The sequence below is a fragment of the Nocardia sp. CA-129566 genome (genome assembly GCF_050956075.1).
Lineage (GTDB): Bacteria > Actinomycetota > Actinomycetes > Mycobacteriales > Mycobacteriaceae > Nocardia.
Genome location: NZ_CP192085.1, coordinates 2,868,624 through 2,886,324 on the forward strand (window position 1 = coordinate 2,868,624; position 17,701 = coordinate 2,886,324).

The 17,701-nt window shown below is 64.7% G+C and carries 1 protein-coding gene (running past one end of the window); it reads right to left on the reverse strand.

Annotated features, from left to right (window positions below):
* Window positions 1–17,701: the final stretch of a LuxR C-terminal-related transcriptional regulator gene (locus ACQP0C_RS12845; RefSeq protein ID WP_433733142.1), read on the reverse strand. 50,855 nt of this gene lie beyond the right edge of the window; 17,701 of the gene's 68,556 nt are visible here — the last part of the coding sequence; its start codon lies beyond the right edge, outside the window; its stop codon occupies window positions 1–3.

The following is a 17,701-nucleotide window of genomic DNA, read 5'->3' on the forward strand; positions in this document are numbered from 1 at the left end:
TCAATCGACTCTTCCGGAATCCGCGGGCTCGCCGTTCGGTGGGTTGCCCATCCGGCGCAGCAGCGTCAGCGTCTGCTCGATCGCCTCCCGGGTTTGTGTGTTTGTCAGGAGTCGATCGAGTGTGACCTGGCACATCTTCTCTGCACGCCGATAGACCGGCAGGTCTTCGTAGAGTTCCGCGAGTTCGATGTGTAGCTGGTGTATTGCGTTCGAGGCATCCTGCGGCGCCTGGTGGGCGGGCAGGCGGGTAGCGACCTCGGCCAGCGCTTCATCGGCTTGACGGATGAGGTCCAGCCCGGCCGCGTAGTTGCTGGTATTGGCTAGGTAATACGGTGCGGTTTCGAGAAGGCTCGACAGGTATGGCTCGGCCGCGGTTGCGAAATCTCGGGTCGACCCGGGCTGTGCGCGGGCGAGCGCCGCTGCATGGTGGGGCAGCGACCGCAAGGCGCGGACCAGCGCGGGGGCAAAGCCATTGCTCGATCGCGTAAGTAGGTAGACGTCGATAACGTCCGTCCAGTCCCCGATCTCCCTCCACACCCAGGCCGATGCCACTCTTTCGTAGGCGACAGCCACCGGTCCCCGATGCGTTTCCGCCGGATCGGAATCTCTGGGCAAGGTGGCTTCTTCGCTCCATGGGACAGCCGCCAATGCCCGCTCGACGAAGTGAGCATTCCACCCGAGTAGTGAAGGAACTGTGTGCAGCCCGGTCACATAGCGATAATCCGTGGGATGCGGGACCATGGCCCCGACACTGTCCCGCACCGCGTCCGCGCTGGCGGCGAGCTCTTGTGCCGTCGGCAGTTGATCCCGGAGGTATCGCGCTGCCTCGAAAAGCGAGGCATAGTCGGAAACCTGGCCGGGAGCACTCCAGGCGAGCCGACGAGTCACTTCGGCGACCAGCACGTTCAACGCACGCGCCGCGCTTGCCAACTCCTCGGTTGTGGACTGTGGCTCGCCACCGTCGAATGCCGCTAGGTCGGCGATGATTCTGGTACGCAGATCGGTCATCAACTGCCGGGCCTGATCATCGGAAAGGCGACGAGCCCAGGATTCGAGTTTCCGAAATGTGGCACTGAGATCGGGTATCGCGATCTCGACTGTCGACGGCGTCGTGGGGACGACGCGGGCTGTTGGTGTGGTGGTCGGCGCTGGAGTCGCGTGTCTTGTAGAGGAAAACGCAGCGCCGGTGGTCTCCGGCTCGGCGGTCGCCGGTTGGACGCGGCCGGCTGTCGCCGCCGGTTGAACAGTCGGGACAGTCCACTGTGCCGGAGGCGGGTCGTACACGCCGATCGCAAGACCGATCGGCGTGTCGGGCAGACCGTTCCAGTATCCCCATGCTGTCCGCGCCGCTATGAAGGCCTGCTTCAACTTGGTACTGGCGAAGTGAATCTGTTCTGGCGTGAGGAGGCCGAAGGCCGCCGCGCGCGTCAGTCGGATGACGTCGTGAATGATCCGTTGGATCTGCAGAAGGATGCCGTAGATGATGCCGCCGGAAGGCCCGACACCCTCCAGGTGGTAGAGGCGGGCCCAGTCGTAGCTCGTGGGCCCCGGTCTGGCCAGCTCCCAGTCCAAGACGGTTATGCGGCCGCCCTCCAGGGTGAGGAAGACTTTTTCGAAGAGCATGTTCCCGAAATGCAGGTCCGTATGGAGTAAACGGTTCCGTACCAAATCGAGGGACCACGACATTCTGACAACTGGCTCGAACGGATGCTGCGGTACTTCCAGATCAGCGAGGATGGCGCCGAACTCGGGAAGTGCGTCTTCGAGGATTTTCATCTGCTCGCCCACCAGTTGCCGTATGAATTCTCCGGGATCATCCTGAGGTTCTCCGGATTCTGCCGTGTCGCCGGACCCCACTGGGATAGCACGCATTTGTCTGTGTAGTTCCTGGATAGCGGCAACCAACTGCTCGACCGGAGCATTCGCCATATCGGCGAACCGTTCGGCGTTGTCCACGAATCCTTGGATCTGGACGCCATCGACTCGGCTGCCATCGGGCATTTCGACCCCGTTGAGCACCTTGAATACCCGTGGTACGTACACACGTGGCCCGCCGCCGACTCCATATTGTGCGAGCAGTTCGAGCACCCGCCACTCCTCCGGCTCGACTCGGGTGTCGAGGCCATCGCCCCCGGACTTGGCGAAGCGCACCATGAATTGGCCGACTCGAATGTTGAGATTGTAGTTTCCACTCATCGCCGAAGCGAGTGATGGCAACGCTCTCTCGATAATGGCCGAGGCGACGTCGTCAGGCATGTCCACGCCTGCTGTCCCACCGAGAAACCGATACTCCTCGATCGGCAGCAGGCCCGGCACGGGGTTTGCGTCCTGCGAACCCTCCGGTGAGTCGCTGTCTGCACCGGTGGACGACCTGTCGGCGGCGAGCAACGTCGCCAACCTGCTGATGGTGTCGGCTGTCAGTTTCCATGGATGCCCAGTGAGGTGCAGGGTGTCCGCTGCCACGACATCTGGAAGCCCTTCCCAGAATCGCAGCAGCAGGTATTCGCGCTCATGGGATTCGAGGGCGTCGAAACCGCGATCCCACTTCTGCCTATCCGCTCCCGCCAGTGCTCGGACCAGGGGGTTCGACGGGGTATTGCTGGAGGACATGAAGTCCCACAGGATCGCCTGTCTGAACCGTGCGTGCCGCACGTGGTCGACCGCCAGCTTCCGGGCGAGGGTGAGCAGCGCTTCCGGATCGTGATCGCCCGCCTGCGCGAACGCCTCGGCGGCAATGCGGTGGGCGACCTGGTCCGTACCCACCAGGCGGAGCACTTCGCGAAACACCGTGTCCGTGAGCGCCTCCGGTGACACGCCGTCAGTCGGCTCGTGCGGCGGGTGCGCCGGCGACTCGGGATTGCCGGCCGCGCGGGAGTCGAGATCAGACTCGGAATTGGTGGTGTCGGCTGCCATGAGGTTCGCGGAACGGGTCAGCGACTCGACTAACCCGATGAGCGAGTTGCGCAGCACGTCGTGCAGCATCGCGTCGCTCAGACCAAGCGACTGAGCTGTCCGATCCACTGTCTCCCCCTGCACGAACAATCGTGCAATGCTGATTCGCCCGGACCGACTGCGCTCCTCGAGCGCCTGCGCCATCGCTTTCCTGTCCGCTTGCGCCACGACCGTTCGCAGACGATCGGAATCCTCGAACCCCCCGCCGGCCAGCAACGCGGTGCACAGCCGTTCGCCGATGCTCGTCCCCGGATCCCACCCCGCCGCAATGACGGTCTTCATTGCCGCCCAGTCCCCGAGTAACTGATGTTCCCCTGCTCCGAGGCGACTTACTATCGACGTTGCGCCGTGGTCGATCGTCAAATACCCCTCGTCGCACAACTGTCCGTATACCCGTGACACGGTCATCGCCGACGATCCGAGTTCTGCAGCAAGCTCCCGAGTCGAGGGGAGCCGCCAGCCAACGCGCAGCATGCGCGAGCGGACCGCCTTCCGCAACGCACGAAACAGATCCGCGGCACTCGGCGCGAGACCTGCCGTTTCGAGCGACCGATCCCCGAGTAGCCGCCGCAGTCCCGCCGACGAGACTTGCCCGCCCGCAACGAAGTCGGGACCGATCGTCACCCAGGTTCTGCGTGGGGTACCCACACGCCCTTCGGTCGCCAAACGCCCCTCGTCCCGTAACAACCCATAGGCGTACTCAACATTGACCGGCTGCAGCCCGAGCGCTGCGGCAAGGTCGTCGGTCGAAGGCAGCAGCCCGCCCACCGGGACCCTGCCGTCGAGGATCGCCGCACGCAGGCCTTCGACGAGGATCGTGATGCGCGGACCCATTTGCTCCGGCAGTGTGCTCGAAGACCAGTCCGGGAGTATCCCCACCAGATCTGCCACACCGACCACCGTGCGCGCACCGAGATCCAGATCATCGCCGGGCTCGTGATCGTCGGACCATCTGCCGGAATCCGCCACCACGATTCCGATGTCAGGGCGGATCAGCACATACCGCTCGTCCCGCAGCAGTTCGTACGCCCTCGTCACCGATTCCACGGACAACCCGAGATGCTCAGCGAGGTCGTGATCTGACGGCAGCGACTGGCCGGGACGCAACTTGCCGTCGATGATCCCGTCGCGCAAGGCATCCGCCAGCGCCGAGAAGTCCGGGAGGCCAGCCGCCGTCAATTCGCCGAACGACCAGTCCTCGAGTAGCCGCTGCATCTCCGTCCAGTCGCCTAGGTCGCGCAAGATCATTTTTGAATAGCTCTCTGGCGCAACGCTATCCGTCCAGCTGTCGGCGTCTGTCACGATTTCTGTGACACCGCTGCCCGCACGCGACAGCAACTGCGTCGGGCCGGTTCGCGCTCGGCCGACCACCTGCGGTTCATCACCGTTCGCCACAACGGCGCCCGCACCGTGGCGGATCGCCATCAACCCCTCGTCGTGCAGCCGTTGATACGCCCTTGCCACAGTCGATTTCGATACTCCGAGTGCATGTGCAAGGTCCCCGGCCGCAGGCATTTTCCAGTTCACCAGCAGTTCTTCGGAGAGGATCGCCGCACGCAATCCTTCGACGAGGAGCGCGACATTCCACGTATCAACCGCTGGCTCGGCATTGCGCGACCAATCCTCGAGCGTCTGTCGTACACGCGCTGCATCGACCACCCCCCGCACAGTGAAATCCGAATTGCCGCCGGGCTCATGGCTGTCCGCCTGCCCGCCGGTAAACGCCACCACAGTCCCGGATCCGTGGCGGCCGACCACTAGCTGTTCGTTCTTCAATTGCCTATAGACCATCCCCACCGTCGCCTGCGACAGCTGGAAGTGCTCGGCGAATCTCGCCGCCGACGGCAGCTGCTGCCCTGGGGGCAGCCGACTGGACCGAATCGCCGCGCTCAGCGCGTCTACCAAGGTCGCGGTCGCCGGGAAGCCCGCCTCCAGTTTCGCGCGCAACAATCGATCGTCGAGTACCCACAGCAGCTCTGCATCGACACGAGACCCCCGGGATTCGTGGCGCGCGGCACCGGCCGGTTCGACGATCCCGCCGAGTTCGGGTTCCGTCTGGTCCCCGGAACCGACCCGAGGCATCGACCCGTCACCCGGCTGGTCGCCGATCGGATCGGATGCCGACGCATCTGCCAGCTCTGGCGTCGCCTGGGGGGCCGTTGCCGGTCGACCGCGCTGGTCCGGGTGTGCGTCCTCGCCGGGGGTGGCCTGAGCCGGAGATTGTGCTGCGGGTTCGGCGGGTCCCCACTCCTGGCCGTTGCCGCGGTCGTGGTGGAAATCGACTCCGCCGTAGGGAATTCCGGCGAATCCGGGCCCGCCCATGAGCGGTTGGCGCGGTCCACGTCGGGCAGGCAAATCGAGTACGTCGTGGAGGTCGAGCTCTGTGGCTGACGAGGTCTGCTGCCAGGGTGTTGCTGCCGGTATCGGAGGGGCCTGAAGGCTGGTGGATGGCTGCGGCCCGCCAGTGGTGTTCGATCCGATCAGATTGTCGATGAACGGCACAGCGATGGTGGTGTTCCGCAGGGCGCGCCGCTGCACCGCATCCCTGACATCGTGGATGAATGCCTGCGTCTCGGGGAGCCGCCGGCGGTGCAGGTATCGGCCGAAATCGTGCTCTCCGGCCAACAGGTCTCGTACGGTCGATACGAATTGCTGTACTGCTCGATCCTCGCTCGACAATGCCTCGGCGCTCGGGGCCGTCTGAGCCGCGAGGGCCTGGCTGAGTAGCTCGGGTGCGGAATCGGACGGCGCCGCAAGCATTTCCGCAACGACCGTGACAAACCACTGACCGATTCGATCCTCGGCCGAGGTCGCGCCGTCGAAACTCGCCTGTATCTCGCGGGCCTCGCCTAGCAGGTAGGGCTCGACAACCGTGTTCAGGTACTTCTCGTCGACCGATCGAGAGGCGAGATGGTCTTCATAGAGGACATCGGCAGTCCGTCGTGTACGCAGGTAGGTTGGTGATTGGCGCACGAGCAGTCGGCAGCCTGGGAAGTGCAGTCCGAACACTCCGCCCCGCTGAATCTGGTTCCAGTGCGTGTGCTCGGCGAGTGTCAGCAGTGGCGGCGCCATCCAGTCGTGCTCCGCGGGGATCAGCGGCCTGGGCGCGACCAAGGGGAGGTAGGGATACTGCGGAAGCTCGTCGAGGGACAGGGCGCGGGCAATCCGGGCGATGACGTTGGCCAACCCATCCCCGGTCTGGGTCTGAAACTTCCAGACCGGGATCAGCACACCGGGCAGCTTTTGCCGATGTTGCACGATCAGTAGCGCGCCCGGCTCCGAATTCGGCAGTCCCAGTAGCGCTGCCGCCTCCAGCGCGGCCGCGGTGACCGCGGCAAGCGTGCTCAACCGAGCACTTCGCTCCGCCAGCCAGGAGAGCTCCCAGGTCCGCTGTTCCGGGCTATCTATCCAGGCCCAGCCCCGCGGCTCGTCAGCCGCAGGCTCCGACAGATCGTCGATGTAGTCGAAGCCGTGATCGAGCAACTCCGCTGACAGCTGAGCCGGCGTGGTCATCGCCGGCCCGAGGTCCAGTGCCGATGTTGCACCATCGGTGGCGGCCGATCCACTCGAATTGGTTGGGCCGGAGCGATTTTCGCCGAGTATGCCGCTGGCCCGCACCTCAGCCGGCGATGCCGCGCGCCCGCGAACGCCGAAGGGCTTTCCCGCACGTTCCAGCGTGCCACCAGCGGGATTCGTTTGCGGGGGTTTGTCGGCCGCGCCGGGTTGGTGCCGGTTTCCCTGCGTCGGGTCCGAATCGACAATGTCGTCGGTGTCATCGGCGACCCTATTCACATCTCGCCACCAGATCAGATCCCTCAATCGGCCAGGTCCGGTCTCCGCGGTCCGATGCGGGGCGCGCTCGGCCAGGGCAGCCTTGCCTGCACAAACCAGCGCGATGTTGTTCAACGCCGTGGACGGCACCTCGTTTTCCGGATCGATGTAGGCGAAGTAACTCTGGTGGATCCGGATGACCTCGGTGGGGTTCCATTTCCGTACAAGGCGGACTTCCGGTGAAGCTACGGCGGCGAGCCTGATCGCGCGCCATGGGCCCACCGGATTCCGGCCGTGGCTGAAGCCGAAGTATCGGTCGTCAGGATCCGCGGTCTCGCCGCCGGCCTTCGTCACGGGATCGCGGTCGTCGGCGAGTGCGAAAACATTATCGCCGATGCCGAAATCATCGGCGCTGTCCATCGGGCCGGCTCCCGGACAGGCGACGAGGATTACCTGGTCGATGTAGTCGGCGAGGCGACCGTCCCGGCCGGCGAAACATAGTGTGGTCGAGCCGTAACTGTGCGCGACAACGTTACGCAGATGTGGTGCCGCGGCGCCTCCGGGGAGAGCGGCCGCGGCAGTGCGGGTTGCGCCGTAGGCGACGATCCCCGCCGCCACGACATCTCCACCCTGCTCGGCAAGTATCGACGCCCGCACCTCGTCGACGGCGGTCGGATGGTGGTAGCCGATATCGATGATGGCGGCCTGCGTGGCGTCGGGCGTGTGCCGCAGTGAGTTCTTGTGTTGTGCGAGGGCGGATTTCGCTCGCTTCCCGAGTGTCCGGGCTGTGGTGCCGAGTCCACCGATGTGGCGGGTAACGATCGACGCGCGGTCGGCATCGTCGATCGAGACCGTGATGCGGCCGTTGCCGTCGTAAGCGGTTGCGTCATAGGCGATCAGCTGCACTGGGGGAGAACCGATATCGCGCACGTCGTCGGCGATGGCCGCCAGCTGTTTGAGCGTCATGACGAGATTGAGCAGATGCTGATGTTCCTGTGTGGACAGCGTGCGGCGCAGGAACCGTCGGCCGGTGGGCCTGCGCTCGAGGAAGCGGGTGATATCTCGGATGATCGATCGACGGTTCGCCACATCTCGAGCCGCGTACAGGACCCCGTCGGCATTGCCGATCTGATGTGGATGCACGGCAATGACCGCTGCTTGCTCCGCATCGGTCAGTGCATGCCACCACTGCGCTACCTTGGTCGCGCGCGCCCACGACTCCTCGATCACCCGATCGGGATCGGGCGGTGTCGTCAGTGACAACAGCGTTGCGTCCGGGCCGAGATGGTTCTTCAGTTCGGCAATCGCCTGGCGGGCCAGGAGCTTCTCGGCATCTGTAGGTTCCGGATCGTCCGATGCCAAAAGCTCTGGGCGATCCAGAATCTCCTGCTCGATCGCATCGACATCCGCTTCAATTGGCGTGCCCGCTGGCGGGGCCGCACTTGTTTGCCGGAAACCGTTGCCGACGAGGCGTTTCAACGTAGCCCACGGGGTGGTACCGACGCCGGATTCCCGGCTGTGCACGGTGTCGGAGGATCCGGGAGTGCTTGTGTTCGATGGGTTCTCGTTGTGCTGGAAGGCCTCGACGCCGGGAGGCGATGCGCTGCCTTGCGGTGTGCCTTGGAGTCCGGGTGTGCCGCCGGTCGAGAGCGCCGTGCGCTGAGTGGCCTCGAGCAACCGGCCCCCTGTCTGGGACACGTCCGCGGATCCGGGTGTGTTTTCGGATTCGGATTGCCGCCGGTCTCCTCGGGCCGCGCCAGCGCCGTCGATGTGGACCTGTGCGCGCTCCTGCATCTGCTTCCACCGCGGCTGGCGCTTCTTCTTTCCATCCAAGGGGTCGCCGTCGCGTCCGTCCCAGGTGGCGATGGCGTCTCCGTCTCCGATGAGGGGGTTGTGCCGCGCTTTCCGTATGGGTGGGCTGGCTGCCAGGGCGGCAGCTGTCGCGCCGTCGTCGCGCCCGACCTCCTCTGTCGGTTCGGCTGGTTTGCCGAGGATCTTGGGTGGTGACCTGCGGCTGTTAGCCGGAATCGAACCGCCGCGCTCATTGTCATCGCGGTCGTTTGTACCCTGGACGGGCGGTCCGCCCTTGTCTGATCGGCGCGCAGTGTATTCGGCGAGGTTGCTTGCGTCGGGGACAGGTGGTTCTGGCTCGTCGGCGACATCCGCAGGGGCGGTGGCATTGCTTACCACGTTATCGAGTTCGGTGACCGAGCGCTGTGCGATCTTCCGATCAGCCACTGGTGCTGTGGGATTGGCGATCAGCCAGGCGCGCAGGCGGTTGGCCGCCTCGGCGGCTTTGCCACGGTGCCAGCGGCCGCGGGTGGGAACGCCGGTGGCCGTCTCGTTGCGGACTGCGTCCATGATGGTCCCGTCGCCGACCCGGTTCGGATCGCCGATGCCCTCGTATACGTCATCGAGGACGGCGTTGAGTGCAGCATCGCTGGTGACCGGCCGTGACGCGGGGGGCTTTCGCGGGATGGAGCCCGCTGCCGAGTACCCCGGCCCGGAGCGGGATTCGTCGAGTTCGAAGACGACCGCGTTGACTCCCGCCGCTCTGCCCTTTCCGGTCAGTGCGAGCGAACCGTGGGATAGCGAATTGAGCAGTCCGAGGGCCCACCCGCTGGATACCGGCTCGCCCGAACGGATCGAATTCGGTTGCGCGGGACTGCCATTGATGGCCATGACCCGCAATCGGCGGGCGCCGGGTGTGCCGATTACGTTCGCGACCAACGTTCCGCCACCATGGTCCAACATGTTGGTGCCCAATTCGGTGATCAGCAGGGCCGCGTTGTATGCCTGATCGTCGTCGCGCCAGTCACGCAGCAATTCGCGCAAGTGGCGACGGGCGAGCGTGACCTGCCGCGGGTTGGTGACGGGGACCTCGATGCGTCTGCGGTCGTCACCCGCATCCGTACTCTCTGCTTGCTCCGCCGCTGGCACGGCCGGGCCGTCGTTGCCTGATCGGCGGGCCGCGTATTCGGCGAGATTGCTTGCGGCGGGGATACCTAATGTCTCGGTCAGGCTGCGGTAGGACTCGAGTACATCGCGCGGGATCTCTTGTTCAACGATATGCCCCTTGCTGGGAGATTCCAGCAGTCCCTTTATCTCCTTCAGGATCTCGGTCACGACTTCGTGTGCCGTCGGATCGGGATGGGAATCGGATCGCAGTCCATAGCGGATGTAGTTGTCGACCGAAACCGAGGCACCGACGATGGCCATGTGCTGGACGTCTGGGGCGTGCTGTTTGATCGTCGCCCACACCCGGCGTGCGTGTTGCGGCGTGCAGACGACAACGATGGATTCGACATTATGGCCTTGTTCCTGTAGCAGAGCTACGGAGTACGCCGCATTTTGCCTGGTGTTGCTGGCCTTCGGTTCCTCGATGATCCGGTGGTGGCTCAGGCCCAGTTTCCGCGCAGCCGAGCCGAACTTGGCGGCCTCGGTCGCCCAGGGCCGCTGCTCCTCATCCGCCTCGGCGGCCTCTTTGTCATAACCAGAGAAAACCACGGGGATTTCGCTGAGCCCCCGTTCACGAACAAAGTTCGCGAGGACCGCCGACCCGCCGTCATCCGGGCTGCCGAACATGACAACGGCACTATAGTTTCGTCCAGCATCGAACGCCCACTTCGGATCGTTTCGGAGGAAGTCCCAGATCGTTGTCAAGTCGGACTTCGTCTGTTCGGTATCCACCCCCTGATCGCTCAGGTCTTGCAACCAATCGGCATAGGCATCATAGGTATCGCCCCGACGGCCGTCGTGCGCCATCGCCGCACCGTCAGCGTGTGTACCGCCCGCAGCGCGGTCAGCGGAGTCCTGCTGTGAGATACCATCCCCCGCAACGGTATTGCGTCCAGGAGATGTCGTCGACGCAGAACTACTCTCCGGGGGTTCGATCAGACGGTAGCCCGAGCGAGCCAGCCACGGTCCCGCTGTGGATCGGTGGAACTCCGCGAGCGCGGCGGACACTCGTGCGGCATCGGGACCTGGAACGATTCCTGAGTACCATGCCGTCCGGACGCCTTTGACCCGACTGATCACCAGCTGCGCCGAACCTGGTTCGCCGAGAACCGGATTCACGGTGAACTCGACTACCCACGTCCCATCCACCGGTCGCACACCGGTGACGGTCACACTGAAATCGACGGCCGCGCCGCGGAGTAGATCGGCCACGGCGCGCCCACCGTCCTCGATGGCGCCGTCCACGTCCGGCGCATCGCGGGACGTCGGCAGCCAGAGCTGTCCTTGGTGCGGATACTGGAAATCGATGGCCCCAGGGTCGATGCCGGCGAGGGCCAACTCGAATTTTATTTGTGCCGCGAACGCCGGATTCTGGTTTGCGGCAGTGTATATCACGCTACCGACATATATCCCCCTGGGCCGCCCCCGCTGTCGGCCTTTCTGGTGGAACTCCCACACTCCGATGCCCGCGGGTCCTTCACCGGGCTTATAGGTTCGGCACAGCTCGACGTGTGCCACGTCATCGATCTCAGCGGCGCGGAATTTCCCGGGCTGGGCGTCGAGCGCGAAGATGGCTCCGTAAGGGGCGGGCAGATATAGGCCTTCTGGGGCGTAGAAGAACCCGTCGCGCCCGGTGAGAGGTTGGTAGGGGACTTGTTTCGACGGGTCGTGCTGGACTTCCGCCGGATTATTCGCCGCGGCCACGATGTGGCGACTTCGGCTCGGCTGTACCCGTGGCAATATGTCAGTTCCCGCCAGCGCGAGCGGCTGTTCGGTCCGCGTCGCGTCGTCTGCCGACGAAGATCTGTTCGCAGGTGTGTTCTTCCGTGCGGGCGGCGTGTTCTCGGTGCCGCCACGCGACGCCCCGCCGCCATTGTTATGGAACACACCGAGTTCGCTCACCTGTTGCCCGAGTCGGACACCGCCTCCGCCCCAGCGGGTGCCGACGTTGCCCTGGCCGATCAGGCGGTTGCGCCATGGCTTTTGCTGCGGTTCCCGGGTCGGGTTGGTGTGCTCGACCTCGGCCTGTGGCGATGCGGTCTCGGTAGCGGCACCCGAATTGGTGCTCCTGCGCGCCGCTGGGCTGTCGCCGCCGGGCGTCGAGCGGGCCTGTTGCCAGGGTGTCGGCGTCGGAGGTTGGGCTCGATCGCTCGGGTTACCGGAACTCGGACTCGGGCCGGTGGTGGTAGGTCCGTCGGTAGGCGATTCGGGGCTCGGTTGTGATGTGGCGCTACCACCGGTAGGGGCCGACCGCTCAAAGCCGTACACCCGCGGTCGGCCGTCACTGTCGATGAAGGCGCGGGTCACCGTGCAGGTGCGTGAGGTTCGAATGAGGAGTTCGGGTTTGCCGGTGACCGGCACTGTTTCCATCCACAGCGCCGGGGTATCTGGGGACCCGACCAGGAAACCGACGATGCTGTCCTCGAGTCGGCCGGAAAGAGTTGTGCCCAGTTCGGCGGAAAGGTATTCGGCCAGCGGAAGCTCTGCGCCGCACAGGTTTTCGGGGTTCTGGGCATCGACAGAGTCGAGCTCGAGCGGGACCATGACCATGGTCGGCGCGGGAAGTGGTCGGAAGCCGAGCGCCCGATTGACCCGCCGAACCCGGTCGGGGTCCTGTTCGTCCGCCGCGACCGATGTGCGCGCGTACGTGTTGATCGCTCCGTATCCGAGAGTCGACGTTGACGTGGGATCCTTCGCCCACTGCAACGCCTGGACGGTCCGCTCGTCGAGTCCGGCGACGATCGGGTTCCAGCGGTTGCGGGCGAACTCGATCGCCTCTTGCGCGTTCTCGAAAACCATTGTGCCGGAGGCAGACAGCAGCTCTGCTATCGCAAACCAGTGCTTCTCATCGTCGTCGGTGAGCGCATCGAACTCATCCGATGTGATGGCCCGGACGTAGCCGCCGCGCCGCTCCTGCGCACGATCGGTGGCGGCGTCGACCATTGCCGGTGCCGTGGTGGCGACGCGGTCAGCGTCGAGATGATCATGGGCCAGTTTGTCGAGTCGCTGGGCTTGCTCGTCCAACTCCCGGAACGACTCGGCATGGGTGATCAGCAGATCGAGATCCAGTAATGCCCCGGCGAGGCCGGGATCCGATTGCTGCCCCTCGTCGAGGATCATCTCCTCCAGTCTGGTGGCCATGTCGTCGGAATCCAGGTCGGCCGGAAGTCCCAGTTCGTCGCGAATTTCGTCCCGCTTGCGCCTGAGCTGGTCCAGCGGAGCATCCGGCCCCAGTTCGTCCAGGAATTCTTCCAGCTCCTCGGGGATGTCATCGCGCAATGCGCGGGTCTGTTCACGCTGCGAGTACGCGCGGATGGCATCGGTGAGGCGCTGGATGTGTCCATTCCAACGGTTCACCTGCTCGGCCTGTTCGACCACGATATTCAGCTGCGGGTACCGCTCTTCGGCGAGTTGGAGCAGTCGAGCATCATCCGGTGACCGATCGTCCGGCGGCGTGCTGCCCGTCTCGGCGATGACCGTCCCCAGCCGCGCTTCCACCTCCACAGGACTTGCGTCGGCCGCGATCCCCAGCTCCGCACGGATCTCGTCGCGTTCGCTCGTCAATTGTTCGAGCCGAGCAGGGTCGACTTCACACAGCGCGGCCATGTCATCGCGCAGCGCTCGCGCCTGCTCTTGTCGCGCCTCGGCATCGGCCAGGCCGCGGCGTAGCTCATCCAGTCGCTCCGGCTCGTCCCAATCGCCGGTGTCGGTAGCTGATCGGAGAGGGTGTGCAATCTCGGCTGTGCCGGAACGTGCCGGCGCTACCGGATTGGTCGCTGCGGAGAGCCCGCCGCGTACGGGGCTTTGGGGCGAGAGTCCGGAGTCCGGTGTCTGCGGTGGGCGACGGAAGCTTAGCGGAAGTTCAATGGAGGCAGGGGGATTCGGGGTCGAAGGGTTGTTGTCGGCAGCGGATGCGGCGGCCTCGGCAGGGTTCGCGGCGGCTTCCCGTTCGGGGTGATGTCCGTCCTCGGGCCACGGGTGCGGGTCTTCGCTTCCTGAGTTGGTGCTGGCGGCGTCCGGTGCCGGTGTGTCTTCGGTGGGGCGGCCGAGGAGTTTTTGAGGGTGTCTGGGGTGTAGCAGGTGACGTAATGGTCGGCGGGCCGGTTCGAGGACGCCGTCTTTGCTGGCCCAGTAGGAGGCGGAGGGGTTGGTGGGGTCGCTGTACGGGGTTTGCGGGCCGTCTTTACTGGTCCAGAAGGCGGCGAAGGCGTTGGTGAACTTGTCGTAGGAGGGGGTCCATTTGTGGTTGCCGTCGTCGTCTCCCTCGATATTTCGCACGCGGAGGGCGCGGTCGCGGGGGTCATCGGTGGGAGTTGGGTTGTCGGGGTCGAGGTCGGTGTCGAAGACGAGTATTTCTTCTGTGGTTTTGTCGCGGACTTTGCCGACGACTTTGGCGATGTAGTGGATGTGGCCGTCGACGACGACGGCGGCTTCATCGATGTTGTTGTCGGGGTTGCCGATGATTGCGGCGGCCTCGCGGACCGGGTCGGCGCCTCCGGTGTCCATCGGGTGGAGGTGGTTGCGGAGGGTTCGTTCGAGGATGCGCCAGTTGTTTTTGGCGTTCCATTGCTGGTCGGTGTCGTCGGGTTCGGGTCCGGTGTCGTTGCCGAGTGCTCTGTGGACGCGGGCGACGTGGATCGCGCAGTTTTCGACGACCTCGGGAGCGGGTGAGGGCTCCAACTCCGTAGCGCGCCCGGGGCGTCCGAACCAGCCGCGGGGGCCTCGCGCGACGATTCGGAGGAAGACGCGGCCTTGTCTGACAAAGAGGAGAACGCCATAGCCGGCGGCCGTGACTGCGGTGATCGTTGCTGCCAGTGTGGCGGTGGCGTCATAGCCGTGCGCGGTCGCGACGGCGCCGCCGATCAGGAAGCCGACGCCGGGCCCGGTTCCCAGGAAGAGGGTTCGTACAGCCCCGGTTCGGCCTTGGAGTTCTTCGGGAATGATGTTCTGCGAGTAGGTCGCGACCCGGATTCCCGCAGACGACATCACCACAGCGTCCACCAAGGACGTGATGGCGATGGTGGGGAGGTTGTGGCTCTCCGCCTGGATTGCGAAGGCCGTGGCCATGCTGGTCAGTGCTGCCGGATAGAACGTTGCCGCCTTGATTTTGCTGAGCCGCTGTGCCAGGAACACGCTGAGCGTCGCGCCCACAGCGGGTGCGGCACCCACCATGCCCGCACTCCACCACGGCAGGTGGGCATTGTGCACTACGCTGGCAGTGCGAAACCCCATAATGCTGAAAGCGGCATTGTTGATCGTGGCGATCGCGGTGTGTTCGGTGAGAAATTTATGCTTCCACACCTCTCGCGCGCCTTCACCGATTTCGCGGAGCAGGCTGCGTGATGCAGGCCGGTCCCGATGCGGAAAGGGAAAATTCCACAGGTTCGCGGCAATTCCCACGTTGGAGACGGCGTTCAGGACGAATGCTGCTGGGGGCCAGAGGTTCGCCAAGGCGGGCCCCAGCGCTTGGCCGGTTACCTGGGCTGCCGACCCCGTGCTAGCTACCAATCCATTTCCGGCGTCACGCTCGGCCTCGGACAGAATAATCGGATAATATGCTTTGAAGAGGCGACCATACCAAACAGTGGAAATTTGCCCGGCCAGAATCGACGCAGGCAGTGCAACTCCGAGACCGGATGAGTGGAACAGTACCAGGCCGGTAGCCGCGGCGGAGGTTGCCAAACTTATCGTGGTCGTCGCGCGCACGATATTTTCCGGTTTCCCGAAGTCGGCCTCAACACCGGCGAAAGGTTCGAACACGCTCGGGACCCACAATGCGGCGCCCGCGAAGGCGACGAGCATCGGCGGTTGTCCCTCATTCATCAAAACGTAGGTCGCCGCCCCCGCCGCGGTGTTGGTGCCGACTTGGTTGAACAATTCGCCCGGCTTGAAATTCTCGCCGATCAATAATCGTTTGAACGGTTTGTTGACGGCGAGCAATTTCCACGGTGAAATCGGCTTTTCGAAGCCGGGTTGTTGCGCCGTACCGGGCGGTTCGCCGGTCGCGTCCGGTTCCCGGGTAGGCGGGGTGGTTTCGTCATCGCCGCTGTTCGGAGTGGAGCCGCCGCCGTCGATACGGACTTTCGCCAGCTCCTCTACCCGTCTGTTTCCGCGCAGTGGTTTGCGGCCGGGGTTGAGGGGGCTACCGAGGTCGCCGAGGATGTCGTCGTTGGGGTCGGGGACGATATGGAAGTCGTGCAGGGGGTGTGCGTGCCCGCCCCGCGGGACGTGGTGTGTGCCCAGTTCGCGACTCGGCGAGGGCCGAGCGGCATCGGTGGGCCGGGATGTTGGATCGACGGCGGGTAGCGCTGCCCCAGTTGATGGTTCGGCCGGTGCTGGATCGGTCGTGGACTGTGCGGTCGCTGCTGCGGGTGTCGCGTTGTCGGATCGTGGGGTCCAGGCCACGGCGACCACGACTCCGTCGCGGACAGCGACTCGACCGTGAATCGTCGCAGGAAGTCCGAACTGGCTCACGAGGCCGGTCGACAAGTGTGCGACGAAGTCGCCGGTGTCCAGGTCTATCCGGACGTCGATGCCGCGGAAGGGCATTCGTGCGAAGCCGAAGTACCGGCGAACGGTACTGCTGACACTGAGCTTGGCTGTTTCCAGCAGTGACACCAAGTTCACGCCCCGGTGCGACAGATTGACCATGCCCGGCTCGTTGTCAGCAGCTTGATCGTCGCTGTGGTCGCGCACCCACTCCCATTCCGCGAGATTGAGTGCCACGCCGTAATGGTCGGCAATGTATTCCATCTCGTTGTCGCGAGGCAGGGCGTACTGAGTGTGCGCGGAGGTGCTGATGGCGATCGTCTCGTAGTCGCTTTCGAGCCCGACCACCGCCGCCGCATAGATCATCACCGGATCGGAAAGTGCTGGCAATCCCGGTTCATTCTGCGTCGTGCTGAACACCAACGCCCCGTCCGGCGCGGGTGAGAAGTGGCTGAAACCGTCTTCGGCTTGCTGTCTGTGGGTGGGTTCGGCGAAGCCGGCCTGCCTCAGTGCATCGCCTGCGCACCTCAGCTCCGGGTCGCCCTTGCCAGTAGTCCGGATGCGGTGCAGCCCAAGGATTTCTGCACCGGTGGCACCAGGGGGGAGCATGCCCTGGATGATCGATTCCTGGAATTCCAGCCAGGTTCCCTTGGACTGTGCCAGGTGTAGGACGCCGGAGCGGGCTGCCGTACGCGTACCTGGAATATCTTGCGCCGCAGTCGTTTCGGGATCGTTGTCGACGACTTCGAGTAGTAGTGTTCGGCGTCCGTAGGTCGTCCCGACCGTTCGTGCCGCGAGGATGACCTCGCCGGTGCTGTTGTCGAGCGAACGCCGGATCAGTTCGACGGCGGCCGACTCCGCGTCGGCGATCTGCTCGGGGCTGAGCCATCCTATTTTGGTTATAGGTTGCAGCCATTCGACCAGGGTGGAACCGGCTTCGAGGCTGGCCATCAGACGCTCGGCGTCACTGAGCCGAGCACCGTCAACACCGCGTGGGCCAATCGACCGCTCGAATTCCGGGATCCCTTCCCGTCGCCCCGGGACCACTGCCAGGGCCTCCTCACCCGGGCCCGGTTCGAACAGCAGATCCGGCCACGACGTGTCATCCGGGCCGATGCGCAGAAGCCAGGGCGAACGCGTTCCTTCGGGTCTGCGCTGTTCGAGACCGACCCGGCTCACCAAGGTGTCCGGGTCGAACTCCACCAGCCGCACCTGATGGGGATCGGTCATCGCATCTGCTCGCTGCTGCGCCGCGGCCGTCTCCGCCAAAAGCCTTGTTGCATAACGGAGTTGCTGATCTTCAAAATGGTTGAGTTCCGCTTGTGGTCGCGAATTCAGCGAGTGCACAAGGAGCTTCGCCCGCCGTTGGTTGGCGGCGTCCAGTGTCTCGGAATCATGGGACATATCCATCCCGAGCACCACGTCGGGATAGACCTTGATCAGCGTCGCCCGCTCCTCCGGACTGAGATCGATCTCCCACCACGACTCGTGGTCGGCATAGGCGAGAATGTAGTCCTCCCGAAGCTTCAGC